This window comes from Luteimonas sp. KH_071, assembly GCF_057838005.1.
The window spans coordinates 2,652,625-2,672,207 of record NZ_CM174458.1 but is presented as its reverse complement, the minus strand read 5'-3'; the positions used below and the strand labels follow the sequence as shown (position 1 = coordinate 2,672,207).

Annotated in this window: 16 protein-coding genes; 9 read left to right on the top strand and 7 right to left on the bottom strand. The window is 69.0% G+C overall.

The features are described 5' to 3' along the window. Nucleotides 1–170: 170 nt before the first annotated feature. From AC3IRM_RS12235 to AC3IRM_RS12220, 4 genes are all read left to right on the top strand, one after another. Complete coding sequence (locus tag AC3IRM_RS12235) at nucleotides 171–2,981, top strand: PAS domain-containing hybrid sensor histidine kinase/response regulator (protein ID WP_489203413.1); 2,811 nt, start codon at nucleotides 171–173, stop codon at nucleotides 2,979–2,981. Between the two features lie 117 nt (nucleotides 2,982–3,098). Further along, on the top strand, nucleotides 3,099–3,671 hold the full coding sequence (locus tag AC3IRM_RS12230) for a hypothetical protein (RefSeq protein WP_489203412.1): 573 nt from the start codon (nucleotides 3,099–3,101) through the stop codon (nucleotides 3,669–3,671). Nucleotides 3,672–3,739: 68 nt separating this feature from the next. Next, the gene (gene msrB / locus AC3IRM_RS12225) at nucleotides 3,740–4,204 is read left to right on the top strand and encodes a peptide-methionine (R)-S-oxide reductase MsrB (RefSeq protein ID WP_489203411.1); all 465 of its coding nucleotides are present in this window, start codon (nucleotides 3,740–3,742) and stop codon (nucleotides 4,202–4,204) included. Nucleotides 4,205–4,296: 92 nt separating this feature from the next. Beyond that, nucleotides 4,297–5,274 carry a hypothetical protein gene (locus AC3IRM_RS12220; RefSeq protein WP_489203410.1) on the top strand — a complete coding sequence of 326 codons (978 nt, stop codon included), beginning with the start codon at nucleotides 4,297–4,299 and terminating at the stop codon, nucleotides 5,272–5,274. Nucleotides 5,275–5,349: 75 nt separating this feature from the next. On the opposite strand, the gene AC3IRM_RS12215 is transcribed toward AC3IRM_RS12220, so the two are convergent. The 3 genes from AC3IRM_RS12215 to AC3IRM_RS12205 all read right to left on the bottom strand — a co-directional run bounded on the left by AC3IRM_RS12215 (nucleotide 5,350) and on the right by AC3IRM_RS12205 (nucleotide 8,068). Then, on the bottom strand, nucleotides 5,350–6,513 hold the full coding sequence (locus AC3IRM_RS12215; RefSeq protein ID WP_489203409.1) for a zinc-dependent alcohol dehydrogenase: 1,164 nt from the start codon (nucleotides 6,511–6,513) through the stop codon (nucleotides 5,350–5,352). A gap of 390 nt (nucleotides 6,514–6,903) precedes the next feature. Then, a complete protein-coding gene (locus AC3IRM_RS12210; protein ID WP_489203408.1) occupies nucleotides 6,904–7,560 on the bottom strand; it encodes a hypothetical protein in 657 nt (218 codons plus the stop codon). Nucleotides 7,561–7,570: 10 nt separating this feature from the next. Continuing rightward, nucleotides 7,571–8,068 (bottom strand): RNA polymerase sigma factor, encoded by a 498-nt coding sequence (locus AC3IRM_RS12205; protein ID WP_489203407.1) that lies wholly within the window; start codon nucleotides 8,066–8,068, stop codon nucleotides 7,571–7,573. 225 nt (nucleotides 8,069–8,293) lie between these two features. Here AC3IRM_RS12205 and AC3IRM_RS12200 point away from each other — a divergent pair, with 225 nt between their 5' ends. The 5 genes from AC3IRM_RS12200 to AC3IRM_RS12180 all read left to right on the top strand — a co-directional run bounded on the left by AC3IRM_RS12200 (nucleotide 8,294) and on the right by AC3IRM_RS12180 (nucleotide 13,715). Continuing rightward, nucleotides 8,294–9,667, top strand: coding sequence for an MFS transporter (locus tag AC3IRM_RS12200; RefSeq protein WP_489203406.1), 1,374 nt, complete (start codon nucleotides 8,294–8,296; stop codon nucleotides 9,665–9,667). Nucleotides 9,668–10,106: 439 nt separating this feature from the next. Next, nucleotides 10,107–10,745 carry a sigma-70 family RNA polymerase sigma factor gene (locus tag AC3IRM_RS12195; RefSeq protein ID WP_489203405.1) on the top strand — a complete coding sequence of 213 codons (639 nt, stop codon included), beginning with the start codon at nucleotides 10,107–10,109 and terminating at the stop codon, nucleotides 10,743–10,745. Further along, nucleotides 10,742–11,407 carry a ChrR family anti-sigma-E factor gene (locus AC3IRM_RS12190; RefSeq protein WP_489203404.1) on the top strand — a complete coding sequence of 222 codons (666 nt, stop codon included), beginning with the start codon at nucleotides 10,742–10,744 and terminating at the stop codon, nucleotides 11,405–11,407. Before AC3IRM_RS12195 ends, AC3IRM_RS12190 begins: the two co-directional genes overlap by 4 nt. A 75-nt stretch (nucleotides 11,408–11,482) precedes the next feature. After that, a complete protein-coding gene (locus AC3IRM_RS12185) occupies nucleotides 11,483–12,520 on the top strand; it encodes an SMP-30/gluconolactonase/LRE family protein (RefSeq protein ID WP_489203403.1) in 1,038 nt (345 codons plus the stop codon). A gap of 34 nt (nucleotides 12,521–12,554) precedes the next feature. Next, complete coding sequence (locus tag AC3IRM_RS12180) at nucleotides 12,555–13,715, top strand: AAA family ATPase (RefSeq protein ID WP_489203402.1); 1,161 nt, start codon at nucleotides 12,555–12,557, stop codon at nucleotides 13,713–13,715. 12 nt (nucleotides 13,716–13,727) lie between these two features. Here the strand turns inward: AC3IRM_RS12180 and AC3IRM_RS12175 are convergent, their stop codons facing one another. From AC3IRM_RS12175 to AC3IRM_RS12160, 4 genes are all read right to left on the bottom strand, one after another. Continuing rightward, a complete protein-coding gene (locus AC3IRM_RS12175; protein WP_489203401.1) occupies nucleotides 13,728–15,926 on the bottom strand; it encodes a M13 family metallopeptidase in 2,199 nt (732 codons plus the stop codon). A 26-nt stretch (nucleotides 15,927–15,952) separates the two neighbouring features. Further along, nucleotides 15,953–17,755: a M56 family metallopeptidase gene (locus AC3IRM_RS12170; RefSeq protein ID WP_489203400.1), complete on the bottom strand. Its 1,803-nt coding sequence runs from the start codon at nucleotides 17,753–17,755 to the stop codon at nucleotides 15,953–15,955. 1 nt (nucleotide 17,756) lies between these two features. Continuing rightward, a complete protein-coding gene (locus tag AC3IRM_RS12165) occupies nucleotides 17,757–18,146 on the bottom strand; it encodes a BlaI/MecI/CopY family transcriptional regulator (protein ID WP_489203399.1) in 390 nt (129 codons plus the stop codon). Nucleotides 18,147–18,379: 233 nt separating this feature from the next. Further along, nucleotides 18,380–19,501 carry a calcium/sodium antiporter gene (locus AC3IRM_RS12160; RefSeq protein ID WP_489203398.1) on the bottom strand — a complete coding sequence of 374 codons (1,122 nt, stop codon included), beginning with the start codon at nucleotides 19,499–19,501 and terminating at the stop codon, nucleotides 18,380–18,382. Nucleotides 19,502–19,583 lie beyond the last annotated feature (82 nt).

The window sequence follows — 19,583 nt, the reverse complement described above, 5'->3', positions numbered from 1 at the left end:
CTGACGGCCGTCGCCGCGGCGGTGGCATGCGCGGCTGATCGCGCCAACACGGTTGATGCCGCGCGGACTCGAAGGTCCAGGTGTTCCACGGGCGGCGTTCGCTATCGCACGTCGGTTTCCGCCCCGATGCGGGAGAATGCAGGCTCTCTTCGATCCCGGCCGGGCCCCGCATGGACGCTTCGCAATCCGATGACCTGCAACGCGTCCGCGATGCGGAACGTGTCGAGATGGCCCTGGCCGCCGGCGCGATCGTCGGTACGTGGTTCTGGGATGTGCCGCACAACCGGGTGACCATCGACGACGCGCTGGCCGAGGCATTCGGTCTGGATCCATCCGTCGCGCGCGACGCGCTCGAACTGGAACACATCCTCGACTACGTGCATCCCGACGATCGCCCGGGCGTGGCGGCGGCGATCGCCGATGCGGTCCGCCGTGGCGGTCGCTACGCACATGCCTACCGGACGCTGGGCACGGACCGGCAGTACCGGTGGATCGAAGCAATCGGCCGGGTCGATCTGGACGCGAACGGCAACGCGGTCGGTTTTCCCGGTGTGCTGATCGACATCGAGGAGCGCAGGCGCATCGAGGCCGAGCGCGACCAGGCGCAGACGCTGCTGCGCTCGTTCATCGATGCCGCGCCTGGCGTGGTCTACGCCAAGGACCGGCAGGGCCGGGTCATGCTCGCCAACCGGGCCACGAGCGAGTTGATCGGAAAGCCGCTGGAGGACTATGTCGGCCGCACCGATGCGGAGTTCCTGGGCGACGCCACCCAGGCCGCAGCGGTGATGGCCACCGACGAACGCATCATGGCCAGCGGGCAGGCGGAGCAGATCGAGGAAGCGGTGAGCTTCGCCGATGGGCGACGTGCCTGGTGGCTGTCGACGAAGGCGCCGCTGCGCGACGCCGTCGGGCAGGTCATCGGCCTGGTCGGCACCTCGCTGGACATCACCGACCGCAAGGCTGCGGAGGCGCGTCATCTGGAAGTCGAAGAGCGCTACCGCCTCGCCGCGCGTGCGACCAACGATGCGATCTGGGACTGGCGCATCGCCGATGGCCACGTGATCTGGAACGAGGCGCTGACCACGCTGTTCGGCCACACCGAGACCGAGACCGATGCGGCCTGGTGGCTCGACCATATCCATCCCGACGATCGCGCCCGCATCGATACCCGCATCCACGAGGTCATCGCGGGCGACGGCTCGGTCTGGACCGACGAGTACCGGTTCCGTCGCGTCGATGGCAGCTACGCGGCGGTGTTCGATCGCGGCACGGTACTGCGTGACGCCACGGGCGCGCCGGTGCGCATGATCGGCGCGATGCTGGACCTGTCGGCGCGCAGGATCGCCGAGGCGGCGCTGACACAGAGCGAAGAGCGGCTGCGTCTGGCGACCGAAGCCGGCGATCTGGGCTTCTGGGATGTCGACCTGGTGCACGACGCGCTGATCTGGTCGCCGCGCACCCGGGCGATGTTCGGCATCTCGCCCGGGGTGCCGGTCTCGCTTCAGGATTTCTACGACGGCCTGCACCCGCAGGATCGCGAGGCCACCACCGCCGCGTTCGAAGCGGCGGCCGATCCCGACCGGCGCGCGCTCTACGACGTGGAGTACCGGACCATCGGCAAGGAGGACGGCGTGGAGCGCTGGGTCGCGGCCAAGGGACGCGGCCTGTTCGAAGGCGACCGCTGCGTGCGCGTGCTCGGCGTGGCCAGCGACGTGACCGCGCGCAAGCGCGCCGATGCCCGCCTGCAGGAATTGAACGAACAGCTGGAAAGCCGCGTGCTGGCGGAAGTCGCCGAGCGCACACGCGTGGAAGACGCGCTGCGCCAGAGCCAGAAGATGGAAGCGGTGGGCCAGTTGACCGGCGGCATCGCGCACGATTTCAACAACATGCTGGCGGCGGTCGTGGGGCCGCTGGATCTGCTCGCGTCGCGGTTGAAAGACCATCCCGAACCGCGCGTGCGGCGTTACATCGACATGGCGATCGACGGTGCGAACCGCGCCGCGCAACTGACCCAGCGGCTGCTCGCCTTCTCGCGGCAGCAGCCGCTGCAGCCGGTGCCGGTGGATGCGAACCGGCTGCTCGCCGGCATGCTGGATCTGCTGACGCATTCGCTGGGCAGCAGCGTGCGGCTGGATACCCGGCTGGAGGATGCGGTGTGGTACACGCACGTCGACGCCAACCAGATGGAGAACGTGATCCTCAATCTGGCGGTGAACGCGCGCGATGCGATGCCGGGCGGCGGCCGGCTCACCATCGCCACGGGCAACTGCCGTCTGGATGCCGGCGAGGCCGCCGTGCTGCACGGCGTGCCGCCCGGCGAGTACGTGCTGGTCAGCGTGTCCGACGACGGCAGCGGCATGTCACCGGAGGTGATGGCCAAGGCCTTCGACCCGTTCTATACGACCAAGAAGGTCGGCAAGGGCACCGGCCTCGGCCTGTCGCAGGTGTATGGCTTCGCGCGGCAATCGGCGGGCCATGTGCGCATGGTGTCGGAAGTGGGGCGGGGCACGGTGGTGAAGCTGTATCTGCCGCGTCTGGTCGGCGAGTTCGACGCCGTTGCGCCGCCAGCGCAGGGCGGCGTGGCGCTGCCGCGCGGTCGACAGGAATGCGTGCTGGTGGTGGACGACGAGCCGGCGGTGCGCCAGTTCTCGACCGATGCGCTGACCGAACTGGGCTATCGCGTGCTCGCCGCGGACGGCGCGGCCACGGCACTGCAGCTGCTCGATGCACATCCGGAGATCGTGCTGCTGTTCACCGACGTGGTGATGCCCGAGGTCAACGGGCGCCAGCTGGCCGACGCCGCGCTGAAACGCCGGCCCGATCTCAAAGTCCTCTTCACCACTGGCAACAGCCGCAACACGCTGGTCCAGGACGGCGTGCTCGCGCCGGGTGTCCAGTTGATCGGCAAACCCTTCACCGTCGACGCACTGGCCGTGCGCGTGGGCGCTGTGCTCGGCACAGATCCCGGCGCCGGGCGCTGAGCGCTGACCGCTGACCGCCGGAAGTCACGGTGGCGAATGCCGGATGCGCGCGTGTGCGGTGACCCGTAGAGTCGGACGCGAATCGACGGGGATGCTCCGATGCGCGCAGACGGCCACATGACGCAAGTTCCCCCGCGCGCGGCACGCATGCGCGGCTGGCGGATCGCACTGACGCTCGCGGTGCTGCTGGCGGAAGCGGCCCATCTGGCCTTCGAGCATCTGCACGGCGGCATCGTCAGCCACCATCTGCTCGCGCGTCCGGACCTGCCCGCGGTCTGGAACGGCTGGGGGCTGCTGCTGTTGCCGGCGATGGCCTGGTTCGTTTCCGGTCGCGTGGCGGGTCGCATGGAGCGCCAGATCGACAGGCGCCGCGTGCTGCGTGGCGCGCTGGTCGGATTCGGCGTGGCCGCGACGTTCGGCGCGGCGCTGTCGCTGGCCTTCGTCGGCGGCCTGGAGAACGGCGCCGCCACGGTGCTGCTGTCGGCGTTCGTACTGGGTCTGTTGCTGCCTGCCTATCGCGCCGAGTGCTTGCTGGGTTTCGTGCTGGCGATGACCTTCGTCTTCGGCGCGGTGCTGCCGTTGCTGGTCGGCGGCGTCGTGGCGACGGTGTCGGCGTTCGCGCATCTGGGCGTCTATCCGCTCGTGCGTCACGCCTGGCGCCGGGTGCGTCCAGACGCTGCTGCGCGCTGACGCGGCGGGTTGTGCGGCGGCGCCTGCGTCGCCATGTTGTGTTGTCTGACGTCCACGCCGGAATCCCCATGAGCCGTTTCGATCTCACCCCGCCGTCCGCCGAGCAGCGCACCACGCTGGAAGCCGGTCTGTCCGCCGACGAACGCCGCGTGCTGCTGCAGCACGGCACCGAGGCGCCGTTCTGCGGCGTGTTCCTCGACAACAAGCGTGAGGGCACGTACTGCTGCCGCCTGTGCGCGCTGCCGCTGTTCCGCTCGAGCGCGAAGTTCGATTCCGGCACCGGCTGGCCGAGCTTCTTCGCGCCGTACGACGAGGCGCACATCGGCCGCGTGCGCGATACCAGCCACGGCATGATCCGCGTCGAAGAGGTCTGCGCGCGCTGCGGCAGCCATCTGGGCCACATCTTCCCCGACGGTCCGCCGCCGACCTACGAGCGCCACTGCCTTAATTCGGTCTCGCTGTCGTTCGTCGATGCGGCGACCCCGTTGCCTGATCCCCTGCAGCGCGGCGGCGTGGAAGCCGGGACCGCCTGACGCGGCGCCGCCGGCGCGCACGGCGGCCCCGATGACGCCGCCGCGGGCGCGGGCGACAATCCGCGCCTGCAGGGGGCATCGGGGAGTGGAATTTGATCGTTCCGGAATACTGGGCGGAGGCGCGCCGCCATACGCGGCATCAGGGGCGCAGCGTCACGGTGCGGCGCTTCGGCTGGTCGGACGACAGCGAGGCGGCCGCGCAGGCGCACGCGGAATCGCGCGCGCAAGATGCCTTCGAGGCGGTGCTCGCAGGCGAGACGTTGCCGCGGCGCGAACCGCTGACCAGCTACGGCGCGCTGGGCGTGCCGATCCGCGAGGAGATCGTGGCGCGCGACGGGGACGTGGTGATCACCCGCAACAGCTACGGCGCGCTGTGTCTCAACACGCCCGACGTGCTGTTCGCCGACATGGATTTCGAGGCAAGACCGTCGGGTTGGACGCTGCCGATGTCCGTGGTCGCGTTGCTGCTGATCGGCGTGACCGCGGTCGCTGCGATGGCGATGGACTGGCGCCTGGCCGTGGGCCTCGCGGTCGCATTGCTGGTGCTGGCGAACAGGATCACGCTGGCGTTCCGACGCCGGGCGTTCGATCGGGACGGGGGCGCCGAGGCGCGGGCGATCGCACGTGTCGCCGGCTTCGCGGACGCGAATCCCGACTGGCACCTGCGTGCCTATCGCACGCCCAAGGGCCTGCGCGTGCTGGTGGTGCACCGCACGTTCGCGCCGCACGAGCCCGATGTGGACCGGCTGTTCGCGGCGCTGGCAGCGGACCGCCTCTACGCGACGATGTGCCGGCTGCAGCACTGCTTCCGCGCGCGGCTGACGCCCAAACCGTGGCGCATCGGTATCAAGCGTCACATCAAGCCGCGGTCGGCGGCGTGGTCGCGGGCGCAGGCCCGAATGCCCGCGCGACTGGACTGGATTGCCGACTACGAGACGAAGGGGGCGGGTTTCGCGGCGTGTCGCTTCGTGCGCGCCTTCGGTCCGGACGCCATCGACCCGCGCGCGGGACGGGTGATGGACCTGCACGACCGGCTGTCCCGCGCGACGCAGCCACTCCCCCTGGCCTGAGTGCGCCGCACGGCCGTCATCCACACCCGCAACGCATGTCGTCACGGGCGTTGCGGACGCGATGGTCGCCTGCGCTCAGGGCGTCAGCACGACCTTGCGGCAGGCATCTTCCTTGCCGTCGAAGATCTCGTAGCCCTTGGCTGCATCGGCCAGCGCCATGCGGTGCGAAATGATGACGTCGGGCTGCAGGCGGCCTTCGCCGATGTGTTCCAGCAATTCGGGCATGTACTTCTGCACGTTGGTCTGGCCCATCTCGAAACGCAGGCCCTTGTCGAAGGCGTCGCCGAACATGAAGCCGTGGATGAAGCCGGCATACACGCCCGGCACGCTGACGGTGCCGGCACGGCGCGTCGCGGCGATGCACTGGCGCAGCGCGGCGCCGCTGCTGCCTTCGAGCTTGAGCTGGGTGGCGATGGTGTCGACCTTGCTGCCCTTGGCCTCGAAGCCCACCGCATCGATCGTCGCGTCGACGCCGCGACCGTTGGTCTGCGAAATGATCTCCTCCGCCGGATCGTCGGTCTCCTCGAAGTTGATCGGAATGACGCCGTAGGTGGCGACTGCGAAGTCGAGGCGGTACTGGTAGCGGTCGATCATGAAGATGCGCTCGGCGCCCAGCATCTTCGCGCACGCCGCCGCCATCAGGCCGACAGGACCTGCACCGAAGATCGCCACGGTCGAGCCCCTGGTGACGCGCGCATTGAGCACGGCCTGGTAGCCGGTCGGCAGGATGTCGGACAGGAACAGCACCTGCTCGTCGGGCAGCGCATCGGGCACGACGATCGGGCCGACGTTGCTCTTGGGCACGCGGACGTATTCCGCCTGGCCGCCCGGGATGCCGCCGTAGAGATGGCTGAAGCCGAACAGCGCCGCCGGCGGGCGCATGCCCTTGGCATTGAGTGCGGCGCCGGTGCCCGTATTGGTGGTTTCGCATGCGGAGAATTCGGCCAGGCGGCAGTGGAAGCAGTCGCCGCAGGCGATGACGAACGGGATCACCACACGATCGCCCTTGCGCACGTTGGTCACATCCTTACCGACGTCCTCGACGATGCCCATGAACTCGTGTCCGAGGATGTCGCCCTTGTGCAGCTCGGGAATCTTGCCGCGGAACAGATGCAGGTCGGAGCCGCAGATCGCGGTCGCGGTGACACGCAGCAGGATGTCGTCGGCCTCCTGCAGCACCGGGTCGGGCACGGTGTCGACGCGGACATCTTTGCTGCCGTGATAGGTGAGCGCTTTCATCGTGGAGTCCTGGGCAATGGGGGACGCCTATGAGGCGCGGCGCGATGACAGGGCCACGTGACGCAGAGATCGCGGTGGCGTGATGTTGGCGATGAGGCGGATGGGCGGAAGCGGCTGGGATCGCGATGGGTCGCGGATGGCGGTCGCACTGGAACGCGCACCGATCCATGCATCGTTCTTGAAACGCCTTCGGATGAATGCGCGGACGCTGCTTGCTCTATTGCCGGAATGCGCGGGTTGCTGAGGATGTGCGTGAGCTTTTACCGCAGGCGTGGTTGCGGACCCTCACCCGACGCGCTTCGCGCGTCGACCCCGGATCGAGTCCGGGGCAGGCTCTCTCCCGGAGGGAGAGGTGCTTGTCGTCTCCGTTTGGCTCCAGGCGTTCTGCACTCAATCGGCCTCGAACGCAGCGATCTCGTCGAGCAGACGCTGGCTTCGGCGGATGCCGCCTGCGCCGTCTGCGCAATTGATCGGACCATCTTTTCGAGTGAGCAGACGTGCGCGGTTGCGCCAGGCGTAGAACCAGGTCGCCGCGAGGCCGGCGCCGCCGATGACCAGGCTCCAGGTGATCCAGGCCGGTGTGGGGCCTGGCATCTGTGCATCGCCGAGACCGGCGAATGCGACCACGACCAGCAGCCACATGACCCACCACGGCGCGCCGCAGACGCCAGCGTTGAAGGCATGGACGCGCAGCAAAGTCGCCAGCTGACGCTGGATCGTGAGCACCGGCGCGGCGTAGTCGATGCGTATCGAGAGGACCAGCATCGCGGCTGCGCCCAGCATCGTCAGCACGCCGAATGCATGTACCGCGATGCCGGCGATGAGCAGCCCGGCGACATCCGTGTTGCGGGTCCAGCAGGCGACGCCGAGCACGATCAGGCCCAAGCCCAGTTCGAGTTGCAGCCAATGGCCGACCTTTAGCGGGCGCAGTTGGCTTTTGGCCCGCGCCATCCGGGTTTCCCGCAGCAGGGCGAGTTGCACCGCGTCGCTGCGGGCCATGCGGGCTTCCAGCGACTGCCAGGCGGTCTTCAGGTCATCGGGTTCCATGGCGGGTCCTCTAGAGTTCGGTGCGGATGCGCTGGCGCAGCCGGCTGATCTTGGTGGCGACATTGGTCTCGGACAGGCCGAGGATCTCGGCGATGTCGCGGTGGCTGCGGTCGTCGAGATAGAGCAGCAGCAGGGCGCGGTCGAGCGGTGCCTGGGCGTGGATGAAGCGGTGCAGGGCACGGACCTGCTGCTCGACCTGCGGGTCGCGCGGCGCTGGATCGGCGAGTTCGTGCAGGGTGGTGTCGAGGGGCACCGCGTGACGATGGCGCACGGTTGCGCTGCGCACCGCGCTGATCGCCACGTTCAGCGCGATCCGGTACATCCAGGTGCTGAAGGCCTTGGCCGGATCGTATTTCGGCCACGCCCGCCACAGCTGCACGGCGATGTCCTGGGCGAGATCGGCGCGGTCGTGCGGATCGCGGCAGTAGCTCGCCGCCACAGTCGCGACGATGCCGTGGTGATCCTGCAGCAGGCGGGTGAATGCGGCGCGGTCGTGCGCGGGTGGCATCGGGGTGTCCATGAAGTCCGTGTCGAACCGGTCATGAGGTGGTTCGCGCGGAGGCGACGGATATCACACGACACTACGATCGTGCCGGGACGTCGGCGGTCCACACGGCGCAACCGGCCGCGCAACACGCGCGGCGACCGTCTAATACCTCTTCGCTATCGACGGCGATCACGCCTGTTCCGGTGCCTATACTCGCGCTCCTTGCCCCCACGCAGGCTCCCGACGATGACCGCTTCGAGCTCCGCCGTTTCACCCGCCGCGCCCAGCGCGGCCCGACCGGCCAGCCTGCGCCGGTCCGTGTCGAACACGCTCAAGGGTTCGGCCGGCAACCTGGTCGAGTGGTTCGACGTCTACGTCTACTCGGTGTTCGCGGTGTACTTCGAGTCGCAGTTCTTCTCGCCCGACGACAAGAACTCCACGCTGTACGTGTGGGCGATCTTCGCGGCGACCTTCCTGATGCGCCCGATCGGCGCGTGGTACTTCGGCCGCTTCGCCGACCGCTACGGCCGGCGCCTGGCGCTGACGGTGTCCGTGTCGGTGATGGCCGGCTGTTCGTTCCTGATCGCAATCAGCCCGACCGCCGAGCAGATCGGCATCTGGGCGGCAGTGCTGCTGCTGATCGCGCGCCTGATCCAGGGCTTCGCGACCGGCGGCGAGTACGGCGCCAGTGCGACCTACATGTCGGAGGCGGCGATTCCCGGGCGGCGCGGTTTCCTGTCCTCGTTCCACTACGTGACCCTGGTCGGCGGCCACGTGCTGGCGCAGGCGACGCTGCTGGCGATGCTGCTGATGCTTGACACCGCGCAGATTTCCCAGTGGGGCTGGCGCGTGGCGTTCGGCATCGGCGGCCTCGCGGCGATCGTGGTGTTCTGGCTGCGTCGCACGATGGACGAATCGCTGGAGTCGGATTCGATCCAGGCCGCCAAGACCGGCGGCGCGCAGGCGTCGGGCTCGATCCGTGAGCTGTTCGTCAACCAGTGGCGTCCGCTGCTGCTGTGTTTCCTGATCACTGCCGGCGGCACGGTCGCGTTCTACACGTATTCGGTCAACGGTCCGAAGATGATCCAGACCGCGTTCGCCGGAGACGACGTCATGGTGGGCACGCTGATCAACCTCGGCCTGCTGACGTTCCTGATGGTGCTGCAGCCGCTCGGCGGCTGGCTGTCGGACAGCGTGGGCCGCAAGAGCCTGCTGGTGTTCTTCGGCATCGGCGGCGTGCTCTACACCTGGTATCTGGTGACGGCGCTGCCGCAGCAGACCAGCGCGCTGTCGGCCTTCGTCATCCTGGGCATCGGTTTCATCATCCTCACCGGCTACACATCGATCAACGCGGTGGTGAAGGCGGAACTGTTCCCCACGCACATCCGTGCGCTGGGCGTGGGCCTGGGCTACGCGCTGGCGAACTCGGCCTTCGGCGGTACCGCGCCGCTGCTGTACCAGGCGGCGCTGAAGTCCGACCAGGTGGTCACGTTCGCCGTGTACGCCACCGCCATCATCGCGGTCTCGCTGGTGGTCTACGTCTTCTTCCTGAAGAACAAGGACCAGAACTGGCTCGACGACGAAGCGCATATGCGCGAGCGGATCGCCGGGCGCGGCTGATTACGAGGTTCCGGAAGCCAAGCGCGCCATATGTCGGCGCGGGTGACTGTCAGGTCGGGTATGCCGGTCAGGCGCTCATCCGCACGTCCGGCTCGCGCAGCGCTGTCAGGGCGCGGGCGGTCTGGCACGTGTGCACCGGGCCGGGCTGGATCGAGACCGGTCCGGCGGGAATATCGGTATCGGGAGACAGCCGGCGTCACGGCATCCGGACGCTTTGAGCGAGACCGCATTGGGGGACGCGCGGCGGGGCCGTGGCGCGGCCGGACAGGGCCTGCCGATGGCTGTACTGCAGCCGCGCACATGCGAGCTGCCCGTGCGGATCGGGCACAATCGCCGGTGCCGCGCCGCCGTGGCCGGTGGAGCGGACGCAGGAGCATCCAATCGCACCCCTGGGGCGTATGACTTCCTGTTCCCGCCTGCACACCTCGCACACGGCGCCATGCCCAATCTACCCGTCATCGCCGTCACCAAGGTCACGCCCCTGCACGGGGCAGTGCGCATGTCCAAGCCTCTTGCCGATCCGACGTCAGACGCGGTGTTCTGGTCCGAGCAGATGACGCGCGTCGCCGCGAGCGCCGATGTCGACTGTTTCATGCGGATCTACGACCATTTCGCGCCGCGCCTGAAGCGCTATCTGCTGGGGCAGGGTGTCGGACCGGCGCAGGCCGAGGATCTGGTGCAGGAAGCGATGCTGCGGTTGTGGCGGCGGGCGCGCTCGTTCGACGCGAGCCGTGCCAGCCTCGGCACCTGGCTGTTCCGCATCGCGCGCAATCTGCATATCGATTCGCTGCGTCGCGGCGCGTCCGCGACCGCCTGGCCCGACGACATCGACCTGCTGCAGGACGACGACGGCGAGGTCGGCGCGAGCGGGCCGGAAGCGTTCGCCGATCACGTCGGGCTGGGACGCGCGATCGACGCGCTGCCTGCGGGTCAGGCACGCCTGATCCGCATGTCCTATCTCGAATCCAAGAGCCACTCGGAGATCTCGAACGAGCTCGGCATGCCGCTGGGCTCGGTGAAATCCACGTTGCGGCGCGCGTTCGCCAAACTCCGTCGCGGGCTGGGAGGCGAGGCATGAACGTGCCGTCGCGCCATCTCGACCACGCCACGCTCATCGGCTACTCGGCCGGTGCATTGCCGGTGGCCTTCGCGGCCGTCGTCGCCAGTCACCTGGAACTGTGCGCGACCTGTCGCGGGCAGCTGGCCGCGGCGGACGCGATCGGCGCGCGTTTGATCGAGCAGCAGGAGGGCGCACCGCTGTCTGCCTCGGCGCGCGATACGTTCCGCGCGCGGCTGGAAGGCGAGGCCGTCGTGCCGCCATCCCGTATGTCTGCGGCGCCGGTGCATGCCGATCCCGATCTGCTGCCCACGCCGTTGAGGCCCTGGTTCGGCGATCGTTATTCCACGCTGCGCTGGCGTGCGGTCGGTCCGGGCATCCATCTGTTGCGCGCGCAGGACACGGCGCTCGGCGCGCAGCTGCTGATGTTGCGCACCGCGTCGGGCAAGCGCATGCCGATGCACAGCCACGGCAACAACGAGCTGACCCTGATCCTGCGCGGCGCCTACGACGATGTACTCGGCCATTTCGGCCCAGGCGATGTCGCCGATCTCGACCACGAGACAGAGCATCAACCGGTCACGAGCCATGGCGTGCCGTGCATCTGCGTGGCCGCATCCGACGCGCCGATGCAGTTCAGCGGCTGGATCGCGCGGGCGATGCAGTCGGTATTGCGCCTCTGACCCGAGCGAACGTGCGCGAACTCCTGGCGCCAGGCGTGGCAGGCTGTGTGGCCCGACTCCGTACGAGGCCCGCCGATGCAGCCCTTCCGTCCCTTCTCCAGCCTGTTGTGCGCCGCCCTGCTGGGCGGCTGCGCGAGCGGCGGTTCGATGTCGAGCAATGAGCGTCCCGCGATCGGCGGATTGACCGCGTACGCGGCGGCATTCGATACGGTTGTCGCGCCGGATGCGCGCGTCGAGCGCCTGGCCGAGGGCTTTACCTGGGCCGAAGGTCCGGCATGGATCGCGGACGGCGGGTATCTGCTGTTCACCGACGTGCCGGAGAACCGGATCCATCGATGGTCCGAAGCCGACGGCCTGTCGGTGTTCCTCGAGCCGTCAGGCTATGCCGGCAGCGATACCGAGGCCTTGCGCGAAGCAGGTGCCAACGGATTGTTCGTCGAGCCTGACGGGACTGTGCTGATGGCCGATTCCGGCAGCCGCAGCGTCGAGCGCCTGGACCTGGCGACGCAGGGCAAGACGACATTGGCGCGCGACTTCGATGGGCGCCGCTTCAACAGTCCCAACGATGTCGTACGCCGCAGCGACGGCGCGATCTTCTTCACCGATCCGCCTTACGGGCTCAAGGATCTCGACGACTCGCCGGTCAAGGAATTGCCGTTCAACGGCGTCTACCGGCTCGATCCCGACGGCCGCGTGCACCTGCTCGACGACGGCCTCACGCGCCCCAACGGCATCGCACTGTCGCCCGACGAACGCACGTTGTATGTCGCCAATTCCGATCCACAACGTGCGATCTGGATGGCCTATGCCCTCGATGCCGAAGGCGCGGTGACCTCACGCCGAGTGTTCGCCGATGCCGGTGATCTGGTCGGCGACGACGCGCCGGGCCTGCCCGACGGCATGGCCGTCGCCGCCGACGGCACCCTGTTCGCGACCGGGCCGGGCGGTGTGCTGGTGTTCGCAGCGGACGGCACGCGCCTGGGACGGATCGAGACCGGCGGCCCGGTCGCCAACGTCGCGTTCGGTGATGACGGGCGCACGCTGTACATGACGTCGAACGGCCTCCTGGCGCGCGTGCGTCTGCAGATCGCAGGGCCTGCGACCGCGCGCTGATAGAACACGCGTCCCGTCCTGCGCTGCCGCGGCCATGCTCACCACGCTCGCCATCGCCCACTACCGTTCGCTGCACACGCTGGTCGTACCGATGGGGCGCTTGAACCTCGTCACCGGCGCCAACGGCAGCGGCAAGTCCAGCCTGTATCGCGCGCTGCGCCTGCTCGCCGACACCGCGCAGGGCGGCGTGGTGTCGGCGCTGGCGCGCGAGGGCGGTCTGCGGTCCACGTTGTGGGCCGGGCCGGAAACACCCAGTGCGCGCATGCGCCGCGGCGAGGTGCCGATCGAAGGCGGGCCGCGTCAGCAGCCGGTGTCGCTGAAGCTGGGCTTCGCCGGCGATGACTTCGGCTATGCGATCGATCTCGGGCTGCCGGTGCCCTCGCAATCGCTGTTCGCGCAGGATCCCGAGATCAAGCGCGAGGTGATCTGGGGCGGGCCGTTCCTGCGTCAGGGCAACACGCTGGTCGATCGCCGCGGCGCACTGGTGCGCGTGCGCGATGGTCGCCAATGGCGCGTGGCCGGAGAGCATCTGAATCCGTTCGAGAGTCTGTTCGGCCAGATCGCCGATCCGCGCAATGCACCGGAAGTGTTGCAGCTGCGCGAGACGATCCGCGGCTGGCGCTTCTACGATCACTTCCGCGCCGATGCCGATGCGCCGGCGCGGCTGCCGCAACTCGGCACGCGCACGCCGGTGCTCAGTCACGACGGTCATGATCTCGCCGCCGCCTGGGCGACGATCCGCGAGGTCGGCGATGTCGACGCGCTGGATGCCGCAGTCGCCGATGCGTTCCCCGGCGCGCGCGTCGAGGTACTGGTGGAAGGCGGGCGCTTCTCGCTGCAGTTCCGCCAGCACGGATTGCTGCGGCCGCTGTCGGCCGCCGAGCTGTCGGACGGCACGCTGCGCTATCTGCTGTGGATCGCCGCGCTGCACACCCCGCGCCCGCCGCCGCTGATGGTGCTCAACGAGCCCGAGACCAGCCTGCATCCCGATCTGCTGCCGGCACTGGCGCGGCTGATCGCCGGCGCCTCGCAACGCACCCAGGTCTGGGTGGTCTCGCACGCGACACGGCTGATCGCGGCGCTGGAACAGAGCCCGGACTGCAATCCGGTCCAGCTGGTCAAACGCGACAGCCAGACGACGATCGACGGGCAGGGGATGCTGGACGCGCCGGCCTGGCACTGGCCGGATCGCTGAGGCGGTAACGGTTCACCAGATCGACACGCGCGCCGATGGCGCGGCGAACAGGGCGTTGCCTTCGCGCACGTCGAACGCGTCGTACCAGGCCTGCAGATTCCGCACGACACCGTTGACCCGGTAGCGCGCGGGCGAGTGGTAGCCCTGCTCGATGTCGGATTTCAGCGCGGCCTCGCTGTCGAGACAGCGCCACAGCTGCGCCCATCCGAGAAAGAAGCGCTGCTCGCCAGTGAAGCCGTCGCGCGTTGCGCGGATGTCGATGCCGTGCGCTGTGGCGTAAAGACGATAGGCATCGAGCGCGATGGTCACGCCGACCAGATCCGACAGGTTCTCGCCGAGACTGCGGCGTCCATCGAGATGCGCGCCGGGCAGCGGTTCATACGCGTCGAACTGCGCGACGAGCACCGCGGTGCGCGCATCGAACGCGGCGCGTGTCGCGGGCGTCCACCAGTCGCGCAGAGTGCCCTGGTCGTCGAAGCGCGAGCCCTGATCGTCGAAACCGTGCGCCATCTCATGGCCGAGCACGGCGCCGATCGCGCCGAAGTTCACCGCGGCGTCGGCCGTCGCATCGAATGCGGGCGCCTGCAGCAGGCCGGCCGGAAACGTCACTACATTGAGTTGCGGACTGAAACTGCCATCCACCGACTGCGGCGGCAGATGCCAGCGGTATGGCAGCGCGGGATCCACGAGATGCCGCGACTCCAGCGCAACCCTGGCGGCGAGCAGGCGATGGAGGTTGCCGATGGGATCGACTGGCGAAATGTCGACGTCGGCGTAATCGCGCAGATCATCCGGATAGCCGAGCCGAAGTCCCATCGCGTCGATCTTCGCCAGTGCGGTCGCGCGCGTGTCGGCGTCCAGCCAGTCCGTAGTCTCGATACGCGTGCGGAAGGCCTGTTTCATGAAGGGCGACATCGCGTCGATCGCGGCGCGGCTTTCAGGCCGGAAGAACTGTGCGACGTATCGCGCCCCCACCAGTTCCGGAAGATTCTGGCTGACGAACTGGATGCCGCGGTCCGCGCGCGATCGCCGGGTGGTCTGGCCGGCCAGCGTCGTGCCGTAGAACTGGAAGCTCGCGTCCTGATAGGCCGTCGGCAGCAGGTGCGCGTGGTTGTGGATCCAGTGGAAGGCGAGATACGCGCGCCATGTGTCCACCGGCGTCCCGGCGAAGATCGCTGCGCAATCGCGGATCGCCGTGTCCGTGTTGAGCACGATGGTCTCGACGGGCGGATGGCCGGTCGCTGCGAGATACGAGGACCACGGGAAGCCGGGCGCATAGGCATCGAGTTCCGACACCGGCATCGGGTGGTAGTTGCGTCTGCGGTCCCGCAGCAATTCGGCGTTCCACTGCACCGCGGAGAGACGCGTCTCCAGTGCGAGCACAGCCGCGCCGCGGGCGGCGCCGTTCTCGATGCCGGCGCGCGCCAGCGTCTGCGCGATGTAGTCAACGTAGGCCGCGCGTTGCGTCGCGCTGGTGGCGTCGGTCAGCACGTACTGGCTCGCTCGCGGCAGGCCCACGACGCGGCCGTTGGCGACCTGCTGGTCGAGATGCAGCAGGCTGCGCCGGGTATCGCCGGCATCGCGGAACACGTAGGTACCGACGATGGTGTGCGACATCGGATGCGCCATCCACGCGGCGACGCCCTCGGGAGTATTGATCGCCATGATCGCGTCCAGGTCCGCCTGGATCGGCTGCAGCCCCGCGCGGTCGATCGCCGCGACGTCCACGTAACTGGTGTAGAGATCGGCGAGTTTGCTGCTGCGCGGCGACTGCGCCACTGCGTCTTCGATGATCGCGCTGATGCGCGCCTGCGTGCGCAGGAACATGGCGTTCAATTCGTTGTATTGCGTGTAGCCGGCAGGACGGTGTGCAGTCTCCAGCCACCCTTTGTTGACGTAGGTGTAGAAGTCGTCGCCCGGCGAGATCCGGGGCCGCATGTGTGCGAGATCGATGCCCCAGTCACCGGCCGTCTGCGCGCCCGGACTTGCGGTTGCGCGCTCTGTCGCGACGGCCAGTGGCACCAGTGCGAGACCTGCGCACAGTCGGCGTCGCACGTGATTCAGGTCTGGCGGCGTGCGAAATGCGGGCACGGGCTGCTCCGGGAAGATGTGTCGTGGCTGCGCCGCAGGCAGGCAGTCGCGCACGTGATCACCACCGGCCTGTGGCGTCAGGCCGATGGTGCAGGGCGTGTCGGGTTGCGGCGCCGCCATCGGCTGCGCCGCGCGGACCTCAGGACTCAGAGCCGTTCGATCAGACCGTTGCGGATTGCCGCGTCCATCAGTGCACGGGCTTCGCGTTCGGCGCGCGCACTGGCGGTCTGCTGGCGCGTCGCGAGCGCGGTCTGCTCGCGTGCGAGCGCCACCTGCTGCGTGGCAAGGCGCTGCATCTCCGCCTGCATGCCGGCCTGCTGGGTTTCCAGCGCGGCACTGACGCTCGCATCGACGGTTGCGCGGACGTTGACGTCGGCGAGTGCGCGTTGCGCGGCCTGCACCGCGATCTCCGCCTGGCGTGCGCCCAGCGTGCCCTGCTGCCCACCGAGCGTGCCCTGGCGTGCGCCGAGTTCGCCCTGCGCTGCGCCGAGCGCGGTCACTTCGGCGTACGCGTTGCGGATCGCTTCGATCGTGGCGCGGTCGCGCACCACGTAGCGCGCATCGCCGCGGCGCATCCACAGCACCGGTGCATCGCCATGACGTAATGCCTGGGCTTCGCGCAGATCGGACGTGGCGCTGACCGCGATGCTGTGGTCGTCGTCGATCAGCACGAATGCGTTCTCGCCGCGCTGCGTACCGAGGGTGAAGGTGCCGCGCAAGGCGCCGGTCGGGGGTTCCGGCGGCGCGGGCGGCGCGACGGGTGCGGTCGGGGCGACCGGCGCGGGCGGCGCTGGCGGTGCGGGTGGCTCGGGCATGTCGGCCGGATCGGCCAGCACGCCGTTGTAGGTGGCGGCCGTCGCAGTTGTCGTCGACGCGCGCGGCGGCACCGGCGCCGGTAGAGCTGCCGGACGCGCGGCCGGTGCCGGTGGTTCCACCGCCACGGCGGGCGTCGCGGCGGTCAGGCGATACGGCATGACGCCGACGACGCCGATCGCGACGGTCATCAGCACCGCGACGACGCGCGGCAGGGACGAAGTGGTCTGCAGCATGGTGAGTCTCCGCTTGAGCAGGGTGAAGTCGGGCGAGGCACTGGCCAGCCCGGCGCAGGGACGTGGCGCGACGCCGAGGCGCAGCAACAGCTGCCCGTACTGGCGTGCGCAGTGACGGTTGCCTTCGAGCACGGCGGCATCGCAGGCGGCTTCGCGGCTCAGGCCGTACTCGCGCGCGGCCAGATGGGCGAGGGGATGGAAGAAGAACAGGTGTTGCGCGAGAGCCGGCATGAGGCCGAGCCACAGGTCCCGGCGCTGCAGATGCACCAGTTCGTGGGTCAGCGCCATGTCGAGTTCATCGGGCTGCATCGAGTCCGCATGGTGCGCAGGCAGCAGCAGCACCGGACGCCACGGACCGACGAGCTGCGGCGAATCGATCGCGTCGGACAGGCGCAGACGCGGCGGTGCACGCAGGCCGTGTGCCTCGGCGGCAAGGGCGAGCGCATGCAGCAGGCTGCGGTCGCGGCAGGGCGCGGACGTGCGCAGCAGGCGGCGCGTGGCGAGGCCGCCGCGCAGGCTGCGCGTGACCATCACGCTGAGGCCCAGCAGCCATGCCACGGCCAGCGCCAGTGGCCACGACCATGCTGGCGATGCGGCCGGGGGCGTCATGGGCGCGAATACGATGGAGGCATCCCGGGCCGCGGCAGGTGCGACCTGCGCGATCTGCACCGCAGGCTGCACGGCCTCCGCGGGCAGCACCGGAAGTGCCATCGGGCTCGACCACGCCAGGCCGACCAGCAGCTGCAGCGCGACCAGCCACCACAACCAGCAGCGCGTCGCCGGGGACAGGCGCGGCACGAACCGGCACAGCGCCCACACCACCGCGACCAGAACCGTGGACTGCACGCCGGTCGCCAGCAGGCGCGGCAGCAGGATGTCGCTGATCAGTTCGAGGGCCATCTCAACGCTCCTTCCGCTTGGATTGCAGATTGGCGACCAGCGCCTCGAGTTCGGCGAGTTCGTCGTCGCTGACCTCCTTGCGTTCCGACATCCAGGCCACGAACGGGGACACCGAGCCCTGCAGCGTCTTCTCGACGAAACTGCCGACCGCGCTGCGCACCACCTCGTCCTGGCCGGTGGTGGGCGCATAGCGGTAGGCGCCGCCGCCGGCCTGGCTGCGGCGCAGATAGGCCTTCGCGCGCAGGCGCTCCATCATCGTGAGCACGGTGGAGCGGGCCAGGCCGCGGGTTTCGCCGAACGCGGCGGCGACTTCGCCGACGGTGGAGGGCCCGGCTTCATCGAGGTACTGCAGCAGGGCCAGTTCCTGGTCCCCGATCGTCTTCTTCGGCATGGCATCGCTCTGTGACTACACGTGTCAGCAATCGTCTACCTGACGACAGCTGTAGTCAATAGGCCGGAAGGCCTATGTGGTATGCGGATGGCACGTGCGGCACGGGAACGCCTGGCACGCGCGGTGACGATGTCCGCATCCGGACGACGACGGAGGACGGATCCGCCGGCGCGCTTGCGCGCACCCGTATCGCGAGGGAGCCCCGGCCTCCGGATGCCGTGCAGGCGCAAGCCTCAGTGCGTGCGTGCGTCCGCCGGTCGCCGGATCAGCACGACCACCAGCGTGATCACCGTCAGTGGCACCACAAAGCCCATCATCACGTTGGAGAATGCGGGCAGCGCGGCGTGCGATTGCGCGGCGAGGATCAGGTAGCTGACGTAAGCCACGTAGTAGGCGAGGAACACGCCGCCTTCCCAGCGTGCGATTTCGCGACCGGACAGGAAGATCGGCAGGCAGGCCAGCGCCACGGCCACCATGACCCAGATATCGAACGCAAGCAGCGCCGGCGGCACCACCAGCCCGGCGCTCCCGGCCAGCAGACCCGACAGGCCCAGACAGCCGAGGATGTTGAACGTGCTGCTGCCGATCGCATTGCCGACGGCGATGTCGCGCTCGCCCTTGATCGCGGCGGCGATCGAGGTCGCGACTTCGGGCATCGACGTGCCCGCGGCGACGATGGTCAGCCCGATCACGACATCGCTGACACCCAGCGCTGTTGCGAAGGCGACGGCCGCGGTCACCAGCCAGTTCGATCCCAGCACCAGCAGGCCCAGGCCGACGACGATCAGGACCAGTTGCACGGGCAGCCGCGCATCCCAAGCGCCGGCGCGGGGTGCCTGGAACTCGGTGTCGTATGCGTTCGGCGTCGCTGCGCCCCCGTCACCGGCGTGTGCGGCTTCGGCGAGGGTCTCGCGTCGCGACTGCACGATGAGGAACACGGTGTAGGCGATCAGCAGACCCAGCAGCAGTCCGCCGTCGAACAGCGTCAGACGGCCGTCGAGGCTGAGGATCGCCAGCAGGAGCGAGCCACCGATCAGGATCGGCACCTCCTGGCGGATGACCTGCCGATGCACCACCAGCGGCGCAATCAGCGCGCTGATGCCCAGCACGAACAGCACGTTGAAGATGTTGCTGCCCACCACGTTGCCGACGGCGAGATCGGTCTGCCCGCCGAGCACCGCGCCGGCCGAGACGGCCATCTCCGGTGCGCTGGTGCCGAAGGCGACGATCGTCAGCCCGACGACGAGCGGCGAGATGCCGAACGAAAGCGCTAGGCGCGAGGCGCCGCGCACGAGGAGTTCAGCGCCGCTGACCAGGGCGATGAGACCGGCGATGAACAGCAACACGTTGAGCATGGAAGATCCCGGGCGAGAGGGCGGAGAGCGGAGGCGGGTGATCGTCGAGCGCGAGCATCTTAGGGGCGTGCGTGTGGGACAG